General features: G+C 49.8%; 16 protein-coding genes. 11 read left to right on the top strand and 5 right to left on the bottom strand.

Translation table 11 applies throughout. The features are described from left to right. Nucleotides 1-56: 56 nt before the first annotated feature. From ACFQS8_RS04700 to ACFQS8_RS04690, 3 genes are all read right to left on the bottom strand, one after another. A complete protein-coding gene (locus ACFQS8_RS04700) occupies nucleotides 57-1,151 on the bottom strand; it encodes a DUF2336 domain-containing protein (RefSeq protein WP_382166107.1) in 1,095 nt (364 codons plus the stop codon). Between the two features lie 139 nt (nucleotides 1,152-1,290). Beyond that, a complete protein-coding gene (locus ACFQS8_RS04695) occupies nucleotides 1,291-3,138 on the bottom strand; it encodes an ABC-F family ATP-binding cassette domain-containing protein (protein WP_382166106.1) in 1,848 nt (615 codons plus the stop codon). A gap of 92 nt (nucleotides 3,139-3,230) precedes the next feature. Next, nucleotides 3,231-5,204: a transglycosylase domain-containing protein gene (locus tag ACFQS8_RS04690; protein ID WP_382166105.1), complete on the bottom strand. Its 1,974-nt coding sequence runs from the start codon at nucleotides 5,202-5,204 to the stop codon at nucleotides 3,231-3,233. Between the two features lie 308 nt (nucleotides 5,205-5,512). Here ACFQS8_RS04690 and ACFQS8_RS04685 point away from each other — a divergent pair, with 308 nt between their 5' ends. After that, on the top strand, nucleotides 5,513-6,010 hold the full coding sequence (locus ACFQS8_RS04685) for a hypothetical protein (RefSeq protein ID WP_382166104.1): 498 nt from the start codon (nucleotides 5,513-5,515) through the stop codon (nucleotides 6,008-6,010). Then, the gene (locus tag ACFQS8_RS04680) at nucleotides 5,943-7,241 is read left to right on the top strand and encodes a DNA-packaging protein (protein ID WP_465262330.1); all 1,299 of its coding nucleotides are present in this window, start codon (nucleotides 5,943-5,945) and stop codon (nucleotides 7,239-7,241) included. The genes ACFQS8_RS04685 and ACFQS8_RS04680 overlap by 68 nt, the downstream gene beginning before the upstream one ends. Here the strand turns inward: ACFQS8_RS04680 and ACFQS8_RS04675 are convergent. Further along, on the bottom strand, nucleotides 7,228-7,722 hold the full coding sequence (locus tag ACFQS8_RS04675) for a hypothetical protein (RefSeq protein WP_382166103.1): 495 nt from the start codon (nucleotides 7,720-7,722) through the stop codon (nucleotides 7,228-7,230). The two genes, ACFQS8_RS04680 and ACFQS8_RS04675, sit on opposite strands and share 14 nt — an antisense overlap. Before the next feature lie 118 nt (nucleotides 7,723-7,840). Here ACFQS8_RS04675 and ACFQS8_RS04670 point away from each other — a divergent pair, with 118 nt between their 5' ends. The 7 genes from ACFQS8_RS04670 (at nucleotide 7,841) to ACFQS8_RS04640 (ending at nucleotide 12,661) form a co-directional block, all read left to right on the top strand. Next, entirely contained in the window at nucleotides 7,841-9,022 is a 1,182-nt protein-coding gene (locus ACFQS8_RS04670) for a phage portal protein (protein WP_382166102.1), read from the top strand. Then, the gene (locus ACFQS8_RS04665; RefSeq protein WP_382166101.1) at nucleotides 9,019-9,246 is read left to right on the top strand and encodes a hypothetical protein; all 228 of its coding nucleotides are present in this window, start codon (nucleotides 9,019-9,021) and stop codon (nucleotides 9,244-9,246) included. The genes ACFQS8_RS04670 and ACFQS8_RS04665 overlap by 4 nt, the downstream gene beginning before the upstream one ends. Then, nucleotides 9,239-9,673: an HK97 family phage prohead protease gene (locus ACFQS8_RS04660; RefSeq protein WP_382166100.1), complete on the top strand. Its 435-nt coding sequence runs from the start codon at nucleotides 9,239-9,241 to the stop codon at nucleotides 9,671-9,673. The genes ACFQS8_RS04665 and ACFQS8_RS04660 overlap by 8 nt, the downstream gene beginning before the upstream one ends. Before the next feature lie 67 nt (nucleotides 9,674-9,740). After that, complete coding sequence (locus ACFQS8_RS04655; RefSeq protein WP_382166099.1) at nucleotides 9,741-9,947, top strand: ParD-like family protein; 207 nt, start codon at nucleotides 9,741-9,743, stop codon at nucleotides 9,945-9,947. A gap of 1 nt (nucleotide 9,948) precedes the next feature. Further along, complete coding sequence (gene map / locus ACFQS8_RS04650; RefSeq protein ID WP_382166098.1) at nucleotides 9,949-10,719, top strand: type I methionyl aminopeptidase; 771 nt, start codon at nucleotides 9,949-9,951, stop codon at nucleotides 10,717-10,719. Nucleotides 10,720-10,867: 148 nt separating this feature from the next. Then, nucleotides 10,868-11,275, top strand: a complete 408-nt coding sequence (locus ACFQS8_RS04645; protein WP_382166097.1) for a hypothetical protein — start codon at nucleotides 10,868-10,870, stop codon at nucleotides 11,273-11,275. 147 nt (nucleotides 11,276-11,422) lie between these two features. After that, complete coding sequence (locus tag ACFQS8_RS04640; RefSeq protein WP_382166096.1) at nucleotides 11,423-12,661, top strand: phage major capsid protein; 1,239 nt, start codon at nucleotides 11,423-11,425, stop codon at nucleotides 12,659-12,661. Nucleotides 12,662-12,706: 45 nt separating this feature from the next. On the opposite strand, the gene ACFQS8_RS04635 is transcribed toward ACFQS8_RS04640, so the two are convergent. Beyond that, complete coding sequence (locus tag ACFQS8_RS04635; protein WP_382166095.1) at nucleotides 12,707-13,129, bottom strand: DUF2065 family protein; 423 nt, start codon at nucleotides 13,127-13,129, stop codon at nucleotides 12,707-12,709. A gap of 83 nt (nucleotides 13,130-13,212) precedes the next feature. Here ACFQS8_RS04635 and ACFQS8_RS04630 point away from each other — a divergent pair, with 83 nt between their 5' ends. Together ACFQS8_RS04630 and ACFQS8_RS04625 are read left to right on the top strand one after the other, a co-directional pair. Beyond that, on the top strand, nucleotides 13,213-13,752 hold the full coding sequence (locus ACFQS8_RS04630; protein WP_382166094.1) for a head-tail connector protein: 540 nt from the start codon (nucleotides 13,213-13,215) through the stop codon (nucleotides 13,750-13,752). Continuing rightward, nucleotides 13,749-14,180, top strand: a complete 432-nt coding sequence (locus ACFQS8_RS04625; RefSeq protein ID WP_382166093.1) for a DUF3168 domain-containing protein — start codon at nucleotides 13,749-13,751, stop codon at nucleotides 14,178-14,180. The genes ACFQS8_RS04630 and ACFQS8_RS04625 overlap by 4 nt, the downstream gene beginning before the upstream one ends.

Below are 14,180 nucleotides of genomic sequence, written 5' to 3'. Positions count from 1 at the left end.
CGTCTCAGCGTTTTAAGCAAAGACGGCTTATTGTTTGGTTCATTTGAAAAAAATCTTTAGGCAGCCTTAGCTGCTGAGCTTCTGACTTTCCAGAAACGTACAGCGCGTTGGGCAGCAGCTAAAGGAACTTGCTCATACATGTCTGAGTATTCTTTAGCTTTTGCAACACCATTTTCACCGCCAACAATTTGCATTGCGAGGGTTGAGAATAGGGCTTTGGGGAAGTGAGCAGCGCGGCAAAGAATAGCCATTGCGTCCACATCCTTTTGATCAATGATACGGTAAACTGTATCGAGCGGTACATGCGTAAAGTAGGCAAAGCTTGCAAAGAAACGTGCACGCTCACCATTGCGCAATTGCTGCACGAGGTGAGGCGGTGTGAGGCGGTTTGCTTCAATTTCTGCTTCAACCCATTTTTTCTGTTTGTCCATGTCCTCTGGCTCTTTACCATAGGCAACATTCAGGCGGTGTCGTGAAGCTTCTAAAGCTGCATTCAATTCTGCTTCTGAGACAGAGTCGAAACGGGCCATGATTTGATCACGTAGTTTCTTTTCAACGACATGGTACACATTGTTCAACAAGTCTAACGGTACGTTTTTACGACGCACGAGAGGCGCTTGAAGCACTTTGCTTGTCATGGCGCGTTCGGTTACGACTTCATATGTTTCACGGTCAATTTCAGCTGTCTCGTTTTCGAGAAGTGAGACAACGACTTTATCTTCACCCTTGTTCACAAGCGCAGCAGATACTGTTGAGCCTAGCTTTTCGCGCTTTGAAACGGCCATTAGGCGATCTTGTCCGGTGGTGTTGACGATGTGGACCAAGTCTTCATCTGTCAACGCTGTGGACTTACGCAAAACGGGTTCAGCGACACGGATTGAATCTGTTGCAAGGCGGCGTGCTGTTTTACGAAGAGGGGACTTTGATACAGCAACTTTGCGTGACAATTCCATACGTACTTGTTCGGTCATATCAGTGGCGACTGCACCGATAATTTCATCAAACATTGCACATTCAGCTTCGCTTCGCTCGGCGGTCTCATCTTGAAGGAAAACATCGGTGACTTCACGTAGCAGATCGCGCCGTTTTTCACTGGATGTTTCTTTCGCCAAATCCATGAGTTTGGCAAATTTCGAGTGATCTACTGACATTCCTAAAAGCCCCTTTGGAATAAAATCTCACCAAAGACGCTATCATTAGAGGGTTAATAAATCGTGGGATCAAACAAACACTTTACACGTAATCAGATCAATTACAGCGTTTGGTAGAGTGCTGATTGCACAAATTGGGCTATGACGTAGGGGAACGTTTTTCTTCTAGCTCTAGCCATTCCATTTCAAAACTCTCCAATTCCTCGCGGGCTGTATCAAGTCTTTTGGCTTTGCTATGAAATTCGTCAGGCTTTTTTGTGAAGAGGTCAGGTTCTGCGAGGTCTGTTTCTAGCTGACTGATTTCGGCTTCACGCTTAGGGATAAGTTTTTCCAATTCATCAAAGCGGTGCTGGTCTTTATAGGTCAGTTTCGCAGAGGGTTTATTGGTAGATTTGCTGCTCTTTTGCGAATTTGATGTGTTGGATTGATTGTTCTTTGCTTGAGCGATTTTCTTCTTCTGATCAGCCATATGTTTTTTCTGGATCAGATAATCAGAATAGCCGCCTGGTGTTTCTAGCCAATGGCCATCGCCTTCAGGTGTTAGGACAGAGGTGACGACGCCATCTAGGAAAGCACGATCGTGCGATACGATGATGAGCGTGCCATCATAATCCATGAGCATGTCTTCGAGCAGATCTAGTGTTTCCATATCCAAATCATTGGTCGGCTCATCGAGCACCATAAGGTTGGATGCCTTGGCCAGAGCAAGCGCGAGAGTTAATCGGTTGCGCTCCCCACCTGAGAGGGCTGAAACGGGCTGACGTAGCTGCTCAGGGCCAAACATGAAGTCTTTGGCATAGGAGGCGACGTGGCGTGGATAATCGCGGACCATGATTTGGTCTCCACCATCTGGGGCAAGTGTTTCCCAAAGGGTGTGATCGCCATCAAGTGTCTGGCGGGTTTGGTCCAAATAAGCGATTTTTAGGTTCTGCGCGATGCGAACGCGGCCTGAACCTTCATCGGGCTCTAGCTCGCCGAGCATGATTTTAAGAAGGGTGGTTTTACCCGCACCATTGCCGCCCACAAGGCCAAGGCGTGCACCGCGCATGATCTTGATTGAAAAGTCTTTTGCGATGACTTTCTTGCCAGTTGGTGTGTCGAATGACTTCTGGATATTGATACCTTCAAACACAAGTTTAGATGAGGGCGCGGCATCATTTGAGATAATGCTGGCGGTTGTGTTTGCTTGGGTGATGTTGGTTTTGCGCTCGGCTTGTTCAGCGCGCATATTGGCTACTTTTGTAAGGCGGCCTTGGTTACGTTTACGGCGGCCTGTTACACCGCGCAGAAGCCAGCGTTTCTCAGCTTTTAGCTTTGTTTCAAGACGATCTAAAGCTTTTTCTTCTTCGGCTTCAACTTGCTCAGCCCACTCATCAAAGGCTTTGTAACCACGGTCAATTTTGCGCACGATACCTTGGCGCAACCATGCGGTCGCCGTTGTGGTGTTTTCCATAAAGCGACGGTCGTGGCTAACAAGTAAGATTGCGCCGCGAAAGCCGCTGATACGTCCTTCAAGTTCTTCGATTGCTGACACATCAAGGTGGTTTGTTGGCTCATCTAGGAGCAGAATGTCTGGGTCTGACGCGAAGGCGCGGGCGAGTGCAAGGCGCTTTGCTTGACCACCGGAAAGCGTTGAAGGATCAACATCATGGGCAAGGCCTGCCATGTCCAATTCCATCTCGGCCATGTACAATTCTGTCTCATCAATATCTGCTGCTGCATATGAAAGTGCTGTAGGATAATTGGTGAAATCTGGTTCCTGATGGAGATATTGAAGGCTTGCGCCGGGTTGTCTCCAGATATCGCCTGAATCTGCTTCAAGTGCGCTTGCGAAAATACGCATAAGTGTGGACTTACCCGCACCATTGCGGCCCACAAGCGCAATACGCTCGCCCGCAGATAGGGATAGATCAACACCAGTGAAGAGAGGTGCACCGCCCAGCGTGAGCTGGACATTGCGAAGAGTGGCAATAGGAGCTTGAGACATGGGCGCTCTATAGCGGGGAGTTGGCTATCCGTGAAGCCATGATCTGGGTTTTATCGCACTTATCAGATAATGGAGGCGGATAAGTTTATCGTCTATTGCTTTTCGATGGATGCGAAGGCTTGAGATAAGGAGCGATAATAGGCCAATTTTTCTTCTTCTGCTGCACTTATGGTGATGGCCTTCTCTGCGCCTGGTAGGGGAGTTGCTGGAAGGTTCTCATGGGCTATTAGCATGATGTCATGCCATAGCTGGGCAGGTGTCTCTCCGCCGGTCACATTTTTCATGGGTGTGTCGTCATCATTGCCGACCCAGACACCGCCAACATAGTCTGCTGTGAAACCGATAAAGAGGGCATCACGCCAATCCTGACTTGTTCCGGTTTTTCCAGCCACATCTCTATATTGGACCGATTGGGGAGAAGATGTTTCAGAGGTTGGCATTTCCAAACGTGCAGCTTTTCCTGTTCCGGCGATGACAACGCGGCTCATCATGGAGATCATTTCGCGGTTTCTAGCATCACTATATAATGACAAAGGCTTTGGGGTTTGGCGTTCGAAGAGAAGATCGCCGCGTGAATTGCGCACTTCTTTAATAAGCCAAGGATCAAACCGTTTGCCACCCGTGGCGAAAACCCCATAGGCGCGGGTCATATCGTAAAGGGGAATTTCATCTGAACCCAGTGCGACAGATGGGAAAGTTGTGAGTGGGGCAGAGACGCCAAAGCGTGAAGCGAGGCTGACCACTTTTTCCATGCCGACTTCTTGGCCAAGGCTTGCGGCAACTGTGTTGAGTGATTTTGCAAAAGCTTCAGACAGCGTTACTGGACCGCGATATCCGCCGCCATAGTTTTTGGGTTTCCAACCATCAATGGAAATCGGGTCATCTCTGCGCACATCTTGAGGGTGTAGGTCGTCTTCAAGGGCAGCAGCGAAGACAAAGGCTTTAAATGCAGAACCAGGTTGGCGCATGGCTTGTGTAGCACGGTTAAACTGGCTTTGTGCATAATCGCGCCCCCCCACCATTGCACGGATAGCGCCTTGTTTATCCATAATTAAAATCGCGCCTTGGTCGATCTTTTTGGACTCTCCAATTTCATCAAGCTTGGCGACTAAAAGGTCAGAAGCTTTAGCTTGTAATTTTGGGTTTACTGTAAGGGTAACGACAAGGTCTGGTACATCTTTACTGACGGAAAAAGTGTGCGCTTGGGCTGTTGCTTCATCCAGAATATAGCCCATGCGTGGATCATAATCTTCTTCAACCAATGTGATGGGTTCAGCTTGAGCGCGCTCACCTGTTGAAGGGGTGATATAGTTATTGTCCACCATGCGGCTTATGACGAGGTTTCGGCGTTCAATCGCAAGGTCCATATTGGAATAAGGCGAATAGCGTGATGGCGCTTGTGGTAGACCTGCAATCAGCGCAGCTTCCGCGACAGTTAGCTCTTTGGGGGATTTGCCAAAATAGGTTTCAGAAGCCGCATCCAGCCCATAGCTACGGGAACCAAGAAAGATGCGATTTATATAGAGTTCGAGAATTTCTTCTTTAGAAAGAACCTGTTCTAGCTCAGAAGCGAGGCGTGCTTCTTGTGCTTTCCGGCGCAAAGTGCGTTCAGACGTTAGGAAGAGGTTTTTGACTAATTGCTGGGTGAGGGTCGAGCCACCTTGCACAGTTTCACCTGCGCGCCAGTTGGCGAGGGCGGCCCGCAAAATAGCCCAGCGATCGACGCCCGTATGCTTATAAAAACGTTGATCTTCCACGGATAAAAATGCCTGAATGACATGTGGCGGTAAATCTGAAGGTGCGATGATATTGCCATAACGCGGGCCACGCACAGCAAGGGTATTGCCTTCTTCATCAAGGAATTCGATGGCGGGTTCACGGTTCATCGACCATAATTCAGCCTTCGATGGCAGGGTGGGCATTTGAGCAAATAAAGTATTCCACAATAGCGCGCCTGTTAGAGCGATTGTGACGATCACAGCCATTGCCGCAATGGCCAAACCTTTCAGGAGGTTTGAGCGGGATTTGTCTGATGCTGCGAGTTTGTCTGCTCTAAAGCCTGCCATGTGTAATGTATCAGCTATCTAATTGCGTGGTTAATTGGTCTCTACCTACAGTCTTGCAGGTTTATATATGGTCAAGATGTTTTGCCATCTAAGCCTGATTCATGGCGTTTGTGTGTACGTTTTATGCTTAAGGTAAACGCTTTAACAGAGGGATTGTTGGATAGATTGCGCCTTATCCCTAAAGCGAGACATAAAAAACACAGCTAAGTCAGCGGGTTTGCCAGAAAACTACGCCAGAAATCCGACCTAGCAGTAAGCGGCTCTATATTGGGCAAACTGGAAGAAAACCCCAAATAATAGAGGTGAGTATGAATCAACCCGATGACCCAGCATGGTTAGCGCGGGAATATGATTATCGCGCAGATGTGCCGTGTTTAGAAATGGCCGAGCGCTATGGTGTGACACCGCAACAAATAGCGGGCTGGAAGGTGCGGTTTGGATGGGAGCGCGGCGCGAGCAGGGCGCAGCTTCTCAATATCAAACTTAAGCGCGTTCTATTCGCGGCTCAAACTGAGCTTTTGCGAGGTGATTTAGAAGATTGCAATAAGCGTCTCAAAACCTTGGGCGCATTTGTGAAACTTCATAATGACATTGAGCAACTGGGACAGGTTGGCTCTGATAAGAAACAAGCAGGCAAGAAAATGCATGACGCAGATCGAGAACAAGACAGAACTGACGCAAACGGTCCTACATTGGATGAATTGCGGGAAGAGCTTTTCCAGCATTTGGAAATCATTGTTGGAGAAGAAGAAACAAAGTCAGCATTTGCAAGCGCTGGTCTCCCTATTTCCGCAGAGAGAGCATGAGCTTCTTCCCAAATATAGATGGTGGCTTGCGGCGCGAGAAAGCCAATGGCCGCCTGAGGGAGATTGGCGCATTTGGCTTTATATGGGCGGTCGCGGCGCTGGCAAAACGCGGGCGGGGGCAGAATGGGTGCGGCGGCAAATATATGAGCATGGCAAAAAGCGCATTGCTTTAGTGGGCCCTACTTTAAGCGATGTGCGCGAAGTGATGATTGAAGGACCATCGGGGTTACGCAATATTGGGGCACCCGATGAGAGGCCGCAATATTCACCGTCTCGGCGGCGGCTGGAATGGCCCAATGGCGCGGAAGGGTTTGTGTTCTCGGCGGAAGATCCTGACAGTTTGCGGGGGCCGCAATTTGATGCAGCTTGGGGCGATGAAATAGGCGCTTGGCATCGGGCTTCGACAAGCTGGGACATGCTGATGTTTGGGTTGCGGCTGGGAGATAATCCACGCATTTGCGCCACCACCACGCCAAGGCCAACGCCGCTTATTCGCAAGCTCGTAAGCAGCGAAAATGTGGTTGTAACGCGCGCAAGTACGCTGGAAAATGCGCATAATCTAGCGCCAAGTTTTCTGGAGGCTGTGCAAGCAAGCTATGGCGGCACGCGACTAGGTCGCCAAGAGATTGATGGCGAATTGATTGATGATCCGCAGGGCGCATTGTGGGTGCGTTCGCAAATTGATACTTATCGTACCGTTAAGAAAATGGATGAAATTCAACGTATTGTTGTGGCGATTGATCCTCCTGCGAGCAATGGCGCGAAAGCGGATATGTGCGGTATCGTGGCTGTAGGGCAATTGGCGGAACGCAAAGGTGTGGTGCTTGCTGATGCCTCTGTACAGGGATTGCGGCCGCTGGATTGGGCTGCGCGGGCGGTGAGTTTAGCGCAAGAATTGGCGGGCGAGTGCGGCAGTGTTGAGATCATCGCCGAAGCCAATCAGGGCGGCGAAATGGTGCGCGATGTTCTGGAGATGGCAGGCTGCACCTCGCCTGTGCGATTAGTGCATGCGCGATTGAATAAACGTGCGCGGGCGGGGCCTGTAGCGGCGCTTTATGCGCAAGGGAAAATGGCCCATGCGGGTAGTTTTCCAGCGCTGGAAGATCAGATGTGCGTGTTTGGTTCAGACGCTGCAAACGGCTCGCCAGACCGTGTGGATGCACTGGTGTGGGCGGTGACGGTTTTGTTGTTGGAGAAAGTGAAATTACCACCTAGGATTAGGTGGGTTTAGTTTGCTTCCAATTTCCTGGCCTAGTATGTCTAGATACGTTGTAGGTTTCTTGACAATTAGGACACTTAAAGGAGTGGTAGTAAGTTTGAACTCCTGCGCCATTGGCTTGTAAGATTGATTTAGCAGCGCGTTCAAAACAGTTGGGACATAACCAAATTTCAGGACTAAAATTCTCTTTGGATACGTAAAGGTATGTCCCCTTGGAAACCTCTTCCAACGAGTAGTCTTCTTTAAAGTTTTCCCAACTTTTCAAGTGAGCAATTTCTTGCTCAAGTTCAGATATTCTTGTTTGTTGGTTGAGTTGTTCTCGTTGAGCTTCTAACGCGTATTGTTGGGCTTCAAGTATCTTTCGATTTAAGTCGAAACGTAAAGTCGCTGAATTGTTTGCATCCTTTACTTCTTCGAATGTTTTAAGCATTTCTATGCCTTGGTTTAAGCTTTCAACGGCTGCTTTAGCAGCTAAAAATTGTTCCATAACCATTGGAAGACCTCGGATCAGAAATACTGTTTTGCGGCTCTAATATATTGAAAATATACTATCTCTTAAGTTGCTTTCTCAGAGTATAAAAAGCATTTTGTTTTAATCAAAGGAAAATTCTATGTTTCCATGGAAAACGCGCGAGGCGAAAGCTTCGGGTGCGCCTTTTGTTGCCTTGTCGCAACTGGGCAGTGCGCGGTGGACGCGTGATAAGCGGGCTTTGGCGCGCGAAGGTATGTTGAATAATGCTATTGGGTATCGCTGTGTGCGCTTGATTGCTGAAGCGGCGGCGGGTGTGCGGTGGCAATTGGATGCGCCAACGCCAAGCGGTGAAAAAGCGCTAACTTTGCTGGATAACCCTAACCCTGAGCAATCGGGTATTGAGTTGATGGAGGCTTTTTATGGGCATCTGCAAACCAGTGGCAATGCGTATCTACATGGTGTGATGCTTGATGATGGCGCAGAGCGCGAATTGCCGCGCCAGATTTATGCGCTGCGGCCTGATCGTATCAGTCCGATTGTGGGGACGCATGGCTGGCCTATGGGGTGGAATTACAAGGTGGAGACGCAGCAAAGCCGGCATGTGAAACGCTTTATGCGCGCAGCGGATGGTTGGTCGCCTGTGCTGCACTTTAAGCTGTTTCATCCGCTTGATGATTATGAGGGGCTATCGCCTTTAGAAGCTGCGGGTAAGGCTGTGGACGTGCATAATGCAGGGGCAGCGTGGGCGAAGGCGTTGATTGATAATTCGGCGCGGCCTTCGGGGGCGTTGATATATGGCAAGGGCGGTGATCGCCTGACGACAGAGCAATTTACGCGCCTGAAAAGTGAGCTGGAAGACTTGCATACGGGCGTAAGTAATGCGGGGCGACCGCTATTGCTGGAGGGCGGCTTGGAATGGAAGCCAATGAGCCTGACGCCTGCGGATATGGACTTTATCGCTGCGCGCCATGATGCAGCGCGGGAGATTGCGCTGGCCTTTGGTGTGCCGCCCATGATGTTGGGGATTCCTGGCGATAATACATACTCAAACTATAAGGAAGCGAACATGGCTTTCTGGCGCCTGACGGTGTTGCCATTGGTGGAGAAGGCGGGGCGGAGTTTGTCGAGCTGGCTGTCTGTGCGGGCGCAAGAAGGGGTGAGTTTGCGACCTGATTTAGAGAGCGTTTCGGCGCTATCGGGTGAACGCGATGCATTATGGGCGCGGCTGGAGAATGCCAGTTTTCTGGATGATGAAGAAAAGCGCGCAATTGCTGGACTGCCTCCGCGAGAATTGGATAGCAACAAGGAGGGTGGCGCATGAGTTTTGATCGGAAACTGACACTAGGCGTGGTGTTTGCCATTGGTATGCAATTGGTGGCGGCCTTGGTGTGGACGGGGGCAGCCGCAGAGCGATTAAAATCGGTTGAAGGACAGCTTGTGGCGCAGCGCCCTATTGGTGAGCGTTTGGCGCGGTTGGAGGCGGAAATGTCAGCAGCGCGCCGACAGCTTGACCGGATTGAAGCGAAGGTGAGCGCCCATGAATGAGCCTATATTGATTGAAGGCTATGCGAGCATTTTTGGGGAGGCGGATTTAGCAGGCGACATTGTGCGTGCGGGTGCGTTTTCGCGGTCTATCTCTGGAGTGAATGAGAATGTGCCAATGCTGCTTCAACACAAGGGCGGGAAGGTGGCAGGCTATTGGACGCGCATACGCGAAGATGGCAAGGGATTGTATATGCGAGGATTGATTGATCCAACGCTTCCGGCGGGAAAAATGGCGGCTAAACTAATGGCGAATAAGCTGCTGGATGGGTTGTCGATTGGGTTTATCGCGGGCGATTGGAAACCTGCTGGTGCTTATGGGCGTGTGTTGAGCAAGGTGGATCTGCGAGAGGTGTCGCTTGTGACAACACCGATGGCTCCCAAGGCAAGGTTTTGTGTTGTTGGAGCGGTCGGGCAGTTGGCGGCTTGAGCGATATTGACGCAAGGATATATGAAGCGTATACGTTTCGTATATTCATGGATATTGGAGGCGCAGTATGGGCATTGTGAAAATTGACGAAGAATTGCATGAAGATGTGCGCCGTGCGAGCGCTGTTATGTGTCGATCCATCAATGCGCAAGCTGAGTTTTGGATGAAAATCGGGATGCTTGCAGAAGCTAACCCGACCTTATCTTTCAATGATATTGTGAAGATGCAATTGGATGCGGCAGTGCTTCAGCCTGTAGACGCAGAGCTTGCTTGATATGGTGAAAACTCCAGACGAAATTGCGCTTATGCGTATATCGGGCAAATTACTGGCTTCGGTGTTTAGTATGCTGGACACAATAGAGCTGGCGGGCATGACGACTATGCAGGTCAATGATCTGGTAGATCGTTTTATCACTGATGATTTGGATGCACGTCCGGCGAGCAAGGGGCAATATGGTTTTAAATATGTGCTGAATTGCTCAATCAATCATGTCGTGTGTCATGGTGTGCCGAGTACCAAAGAGGTTATTCAGGACGGTGATATTATCAATCTTGATATTACGCTGGAGAAAAATGGCTATATCGCTGATTCAAGTAAGACATACGTGGTTGGAGATGCGTCACCGGCTGCGCGGCGGATCGTGCGGATTGCGCAAGCGGCGATGTGGAAGGGGATTGAGCAAGTGCGCCCTGGTGCCACTTTAGGCGATATTGGGTTTGCGATATCTAACCATGCGAAGAAAAATGGCTGTTCGGTTGTGCGCGATTATTGTGGTCACGGTATCGGGCGTGAAATGCATGAGGAACCCCAAGTGCTTAATTATGGAAAGCGCGGGACGGGGTTGAAACTTCGTGAGGGGATGGTTTTTACAATTGAGCCTATGCTTAATCTGGGAAGTCGTTTTGTGTCCACAGAGGATGATGGGTGGACGGTGGTGACGAGAGACCGTAAACTTTCAGCTCAATTTGAGCATACGGTCGCCGTGACACAGACGGGGGTTGAAGTGTTGACCTTGCGTCCTGATGAAATTGAAAGAGTGACATGATCTCGAATATTTTGCTGATAATTATCCCGCTCATGCTAATGACGATAGTGTGGCTGAATGTGCGCAATCGTAAGTGAGTAAGTGCAGTTGTTCGCTTGAGGGTTTTATGCGAATACAAGGCGGTCATTAACCATAGCGGATACACTTTATGCCAGCGAAGAAACAGCAATATAATTGGTCAGTTCTAATTGAAAACTGGCGCATAGTATTGCCTGTCGCTTTGATTGGTTTGCTTGTGCTTCAGCTCATGGGTGTGAATTTAAAGCTCGTCTTCTTTTTGATGCTGGCGGGCATTGTATTTTACTTATTGCGAAAACGTATTTTGCGTGTGTTTCCCAAGGGTAAAAACCGCATTGTAATTCAGTTTGGCAAAAGCAAAATATCGTTGACGAAAAAGCAAGCTTATATGGGCGTCTTGGCGCTTGTGGGAGCTTGGGTGTTTTTATCTATTTTGGGTAAAATTTTCTGGGCGCTTATGGTGTTGATCGTCGGGTTTGGCGTGATTGCTGGCGGGTTGGCATTTGGCGAAAGATTGCTACCGCGCCAAGACGTATAGCGCGAGTTAGAGACCACGAAAAACAAAAGATTTAGGGACGTAGGCGCAAGCTTGCGGCCTAAGGCTATGGGCGTTTGTGCGCATAGTCGTTGTGTGGGGTGTGTCTAATTTAGGCCATTCTGAAAAGACTTAATCGAAGGATTATTCATGACATTGGAAACGAAAATGGGTGCAGCCACGAATGTGGGTGCAAATGAGGATTTGCGCGCGGTCTCTGCCCAAATCATGACAGCGTTTGAAGCGCTTAAAGAGACAAATGATGCGCGATTGGCAGATATTGAAAAGCGCGGCGCTGCGGACCCTCTCTTTGATGAAAAGCTCGGGCGTATTGAAGCTGCACTGGATAAACAACAAGCACGTCTTGATCGCATTAGCCTAGATGCATCGCGTCCGGCGGTAGGTAAAAGCGGATTGGATCAAATTTCAAATACTGAGCATAAATCCGCGTGGGATGGATATATGCGGTCGGGAGATGATTCCGGAATTGCGCGGCTGGATACGAAGGCTTTAAGCCAAGGCTCTGATGCGCAAGGTGGGTATGTGGCTCCTGCGGAACTGGATCGCTTAATTGAAGCGCGATTGCAGGCGGCAAGTCCTATGCGTCAGATAGCGAGCGTGCGCCAAACATCGGCAATGGTGTTTAAAAAGCCTGTTGGAATGGGAACACAAGGAAGTTGGGCGGGAGAAACCGCCGCACGCGGACAGACAACATCACCGGAGTTGGAATTGTTAGAATTTCCAGCAGCAGAGCTTTATGCCATGCCTGCCGCTACACAGACATTGCTAGATGATGCCTATGCCGACATTGATGAATGGCTTGCCGATGAGGTGGAGACTGCGTTTTCAGCGCAAGAAAGTGCTGCCTTCATCACGGGGGATGGCGTGAACAAGCCTAAGGGCTTTTTGAGCTATAGCATTGAGGACAATGCAAGCCATGCATGGGGCAAGATTGGGTCGGTATCTTCAGGTGCATCGGGTGATTTTTCTGCAACGGCACCTGCGGATGCATTGATTGATTTAATCTACGCACCAAAGGCGCAATTTCGCGCGAATGGGCGCTTTGTGATGAACCGGCGTACATTGTCAGATTTGCGCAAGTTAAAGGATAGCAATGGGCAATATGCTTGGCGTCCGGGTGTGCATGGAGAAGGGGCGAGTATCATGGGATATGGCGTCACCGAGATTGAAGATATGCCCGATATTGGCGCGGGGAATGCGGCGATTGCGTTTGGTGATTTCCGTAAAGGCTATTTGATCGTGGACCGCCAAGGTGCGCGTGTGTTGCGTGACCCCTATTCTGCAAAGCCATATGTGTTGTTTTATACAACGAAACGCGTTGGCGGCGGCGTACAGAATTTTGACGCAATCAAAGTGATGACGTTTTAGGTGCGTTCATATTGCTTATCACCCCCACACATGCGTGGGGGTGGTTTAGGCGGCAGACAAGGTGCCGGCAACGCCGATAAAGCCGCAAGTGAGCAGAACTAAGCCAAACCCTATTACGGATATTGCAAAGGGTTTGAAAGCTGACGGGCGCAAAAGCGAAACGGAGAGTTTTAGGAAAATCTCTGGTATCGCAATGAATAACGCGCCTTCAATTAAGGTGGCCCATGCAATGACGGAAATGATGATGGCGAGCGGATCTGTCCAAAAGGTGTGGACGTAAACCATGACTGTACCCAAGGCAAAGACGAGCACGCCTGTGACATAGGTGAGGGCTGTACTTGTACGCATATCTTCTAGCAATTTTTCCCAGCGATGGGGAGACGTAAGGCCCGATAAGCCTGCAAGCACCATATAGCCTCCGATCGCTTTGGCGAGAAAGAGGGTGAGAGGTGTGAATGTGGAGATCATCTGCATAGCCTCCGCAGTCAGGTCGCCACGATGTTGACCTTGTGACTACGGGTTTAGTGTAACAAAAATAACAGGAAATTCAAATGTATATCACGACGTTGGCAGAGCCAGCGAGCGAGCCTGTTTCTGTGCAAGCAGGCAAGGCTTTTTTGCGCATTGATTTTGAAGGTGAGGATATGGCAGTGGCCTCACTCATCGCTGCGGCGCGTAATCGCGTGGAGGCGGAAACGGGTGTGTGTCTGGTTGAGAGGACGGTGAAACTAAGCTTGCCTTGTTGGCCGCCCTCACGGCGCTATGCCCATAAGATAGATTTGCCGATTGGACCAGTATCCTCCTTGGTATCTGTGCATGTGGACGGGGAAGACCTCACACATCGGTTTACATTGCAGAAAGGGCGACCAGATGTACTGCGTTTTCGCGGCGCGGTATTGCCCTATCAAGATAGGCAGATTGAAATCGTGGTGAGGGCAGGATTTGGTGCTGACGAAAGCTATGTGCCCGCTGATCTGAAGTTGGCTGTGAAAATGCTCGCGGCGCAAGCTTATCAACGCGGAGAAGGTGGCGTTGATCTCTCTAAGGAGGTGGCTGTTTTGTTGGCTCCATGGCGGAGGGTTTCGCTATGAGCCATGCTGGGATGGTTGGAAGTGCTGGTGCGCTTGGACAGGCATTATTGGCGCATCTGCGTGGAGATGCGTTGGTGCGGGGTGTTTTTGGAGATGTGCCGCGTGTTCTGGATGAGGTAGGCGGAGCAAAACCGCTATATCCCTATATGGTGATTGCACGCCATGAGGTTGTGCCTGCACATGGATGCGAAGTGCAGATTGAAGATCATGTGATTGATTTGCACATCATGACGCGCTGGGCTGGACGCAATGGCGCGCGCGAGGCAATGGGCGATGTGTTATCTGTATTGGAGAATGCGGATATGTCGCTGGAAGGACACAAGCTGGTGTGGTGCTATGTGGCGTTTTCTGATGTGCTGAGTTTACGTGATGGGCAAACATTTAAAGGTGTTGTGCGTTTGAAACTTCGCACAACACCTTTGCAATAG

The sequence above is a fragment of the Hirschia litorea genome (assembly GCF_042665075.1).
Classification (GTDB): domain Bacteria; phylum Pseudomonadota; class Alphaproteobacteria; order Caulobacterales; family Hyphomonadaceae; genus Hirschia; species Hirschia litorea.
The sequence above is the reverse complement of the archived record's forward strand: the minus strand, read 5'-3'. Positions and strand labels throughout refer to the sequence as shown.

What these genes read in the sequence shown, in the direction of transcription:
- ACFQS8_RS04690 (WP_382166105.1), bottom strand. Translation starts at nt 5,204, where the DNA reads ATGGCAGGCTTTAGAGCAGACAAACTCGCAGCATCAGACAAATCCCGC.
- ACFQS8_RS04665 (WP_382166101.1), top strand. Translation starts at nt 9,019, where the DNA reads ATGAGTTTTGATCGGAAACTGACACTAGGCGTGGTGTTTGCCATTGGT.
- ACFQS8_RS04640 (WP_382166096.1), top strand. Translation starts at nt 11,423, where the DNA reads ATGACATTGGAAACGAAAATGGGTGCAGCCACGAATGTGGGTGCAAAT.
- ACFQS8_RS04630 (WP_382166094.1), top strand. Translation starts at nt 13,213, where the DNA reads ATGTATATCACGACGTTGGCAGAGCCAGCGAGCGAGCCTGTTTCTGTG.
- map (WP_382166098.1), top strand. Translation starts at nt 9,949, where the DNA reads ATGGTGAAAACTCCAGACGAAATTGCGCTTATGCGTATATCGGGCAAA.
- ACFQS8_RS04685 (WP_382166104.1), top strand. Translation starts at nt 5,513, where the DNA reads ATGAATCAACCCGATGACCCAGCATGGTTAGCGCGGGAATATGATTAT.
- ACFQS8_RS04670 (WP_382166102.1), top strand. Translation starts at nt 7,841, where the DNA reads ATGTTTCCATGGAAAACGCGCGAGGCGAAAGCTTCGGGTGCGCCTTTT.
- ACFQS8_RS04645 (WP_382166097.1), top strand. Translation starts at nt 10,868, where the DNA reads ATGCCAGCGAAGAAACAGCAATATAATTGGTCAGTTCTAATTGAAAAC.
- ACFQS8_RS04700 (WP_382166107.1), bottom strand. Translation starts at nt 1,151, where the DNA reads ATGTCAGTAGATCACTCGAAATTTGCCAAACTCATGGATTTGGCGAAA.
- ACFQS8_RS04675 (WP_382166103.1), bottom strand. Translation starts at nt 7,722, where the DNA reads ATGGTTATGGAACAATTTTTAGCTGCTAAAGCAGCCGTTGAAAGCTTA.
- ACFQS8_RS04635 (WP_382166095.1), bottom strand. Translation starts at nt 13,129, where the DNA reads ATGATCTCCACATTCACACCTCTCACCCTCTTTCTCGCCAAAGCGATC.
- ACFQS8_RS04625 (WP_382166093.1), top strand. Translation starts at nt 13,749, where the DNA reads ATGAGCCATGCTGGGATGGTTGGAAGTGCTGGTGCGCTTGGACAGGCA.
- ACFQS8_RS04695 (WP_382166106.1), bottom strand. Translation starts at nt 3,138, where the DNA reads ATGTCTCAAGCTCCTATTGCCACTCTTCGCAATGTCCAGCTCACGCTG.
- ACFQS8_RS04655 (WP_382166099.1), top strand. Translation starts at nt 9,741, where the DNA reads ATGGGCATTGTGAAAATTGACGAAGAATTGCATGAAGATGTGCGCCGT.
- ACFQS8_RS04660 (WP_382166100.1), top strand. Translation starts at nt 9,239, where the DNA reads ATGAATGAGCCTATATTGATTGAAGGCTATGCGAGCATTTTTGGGGAG.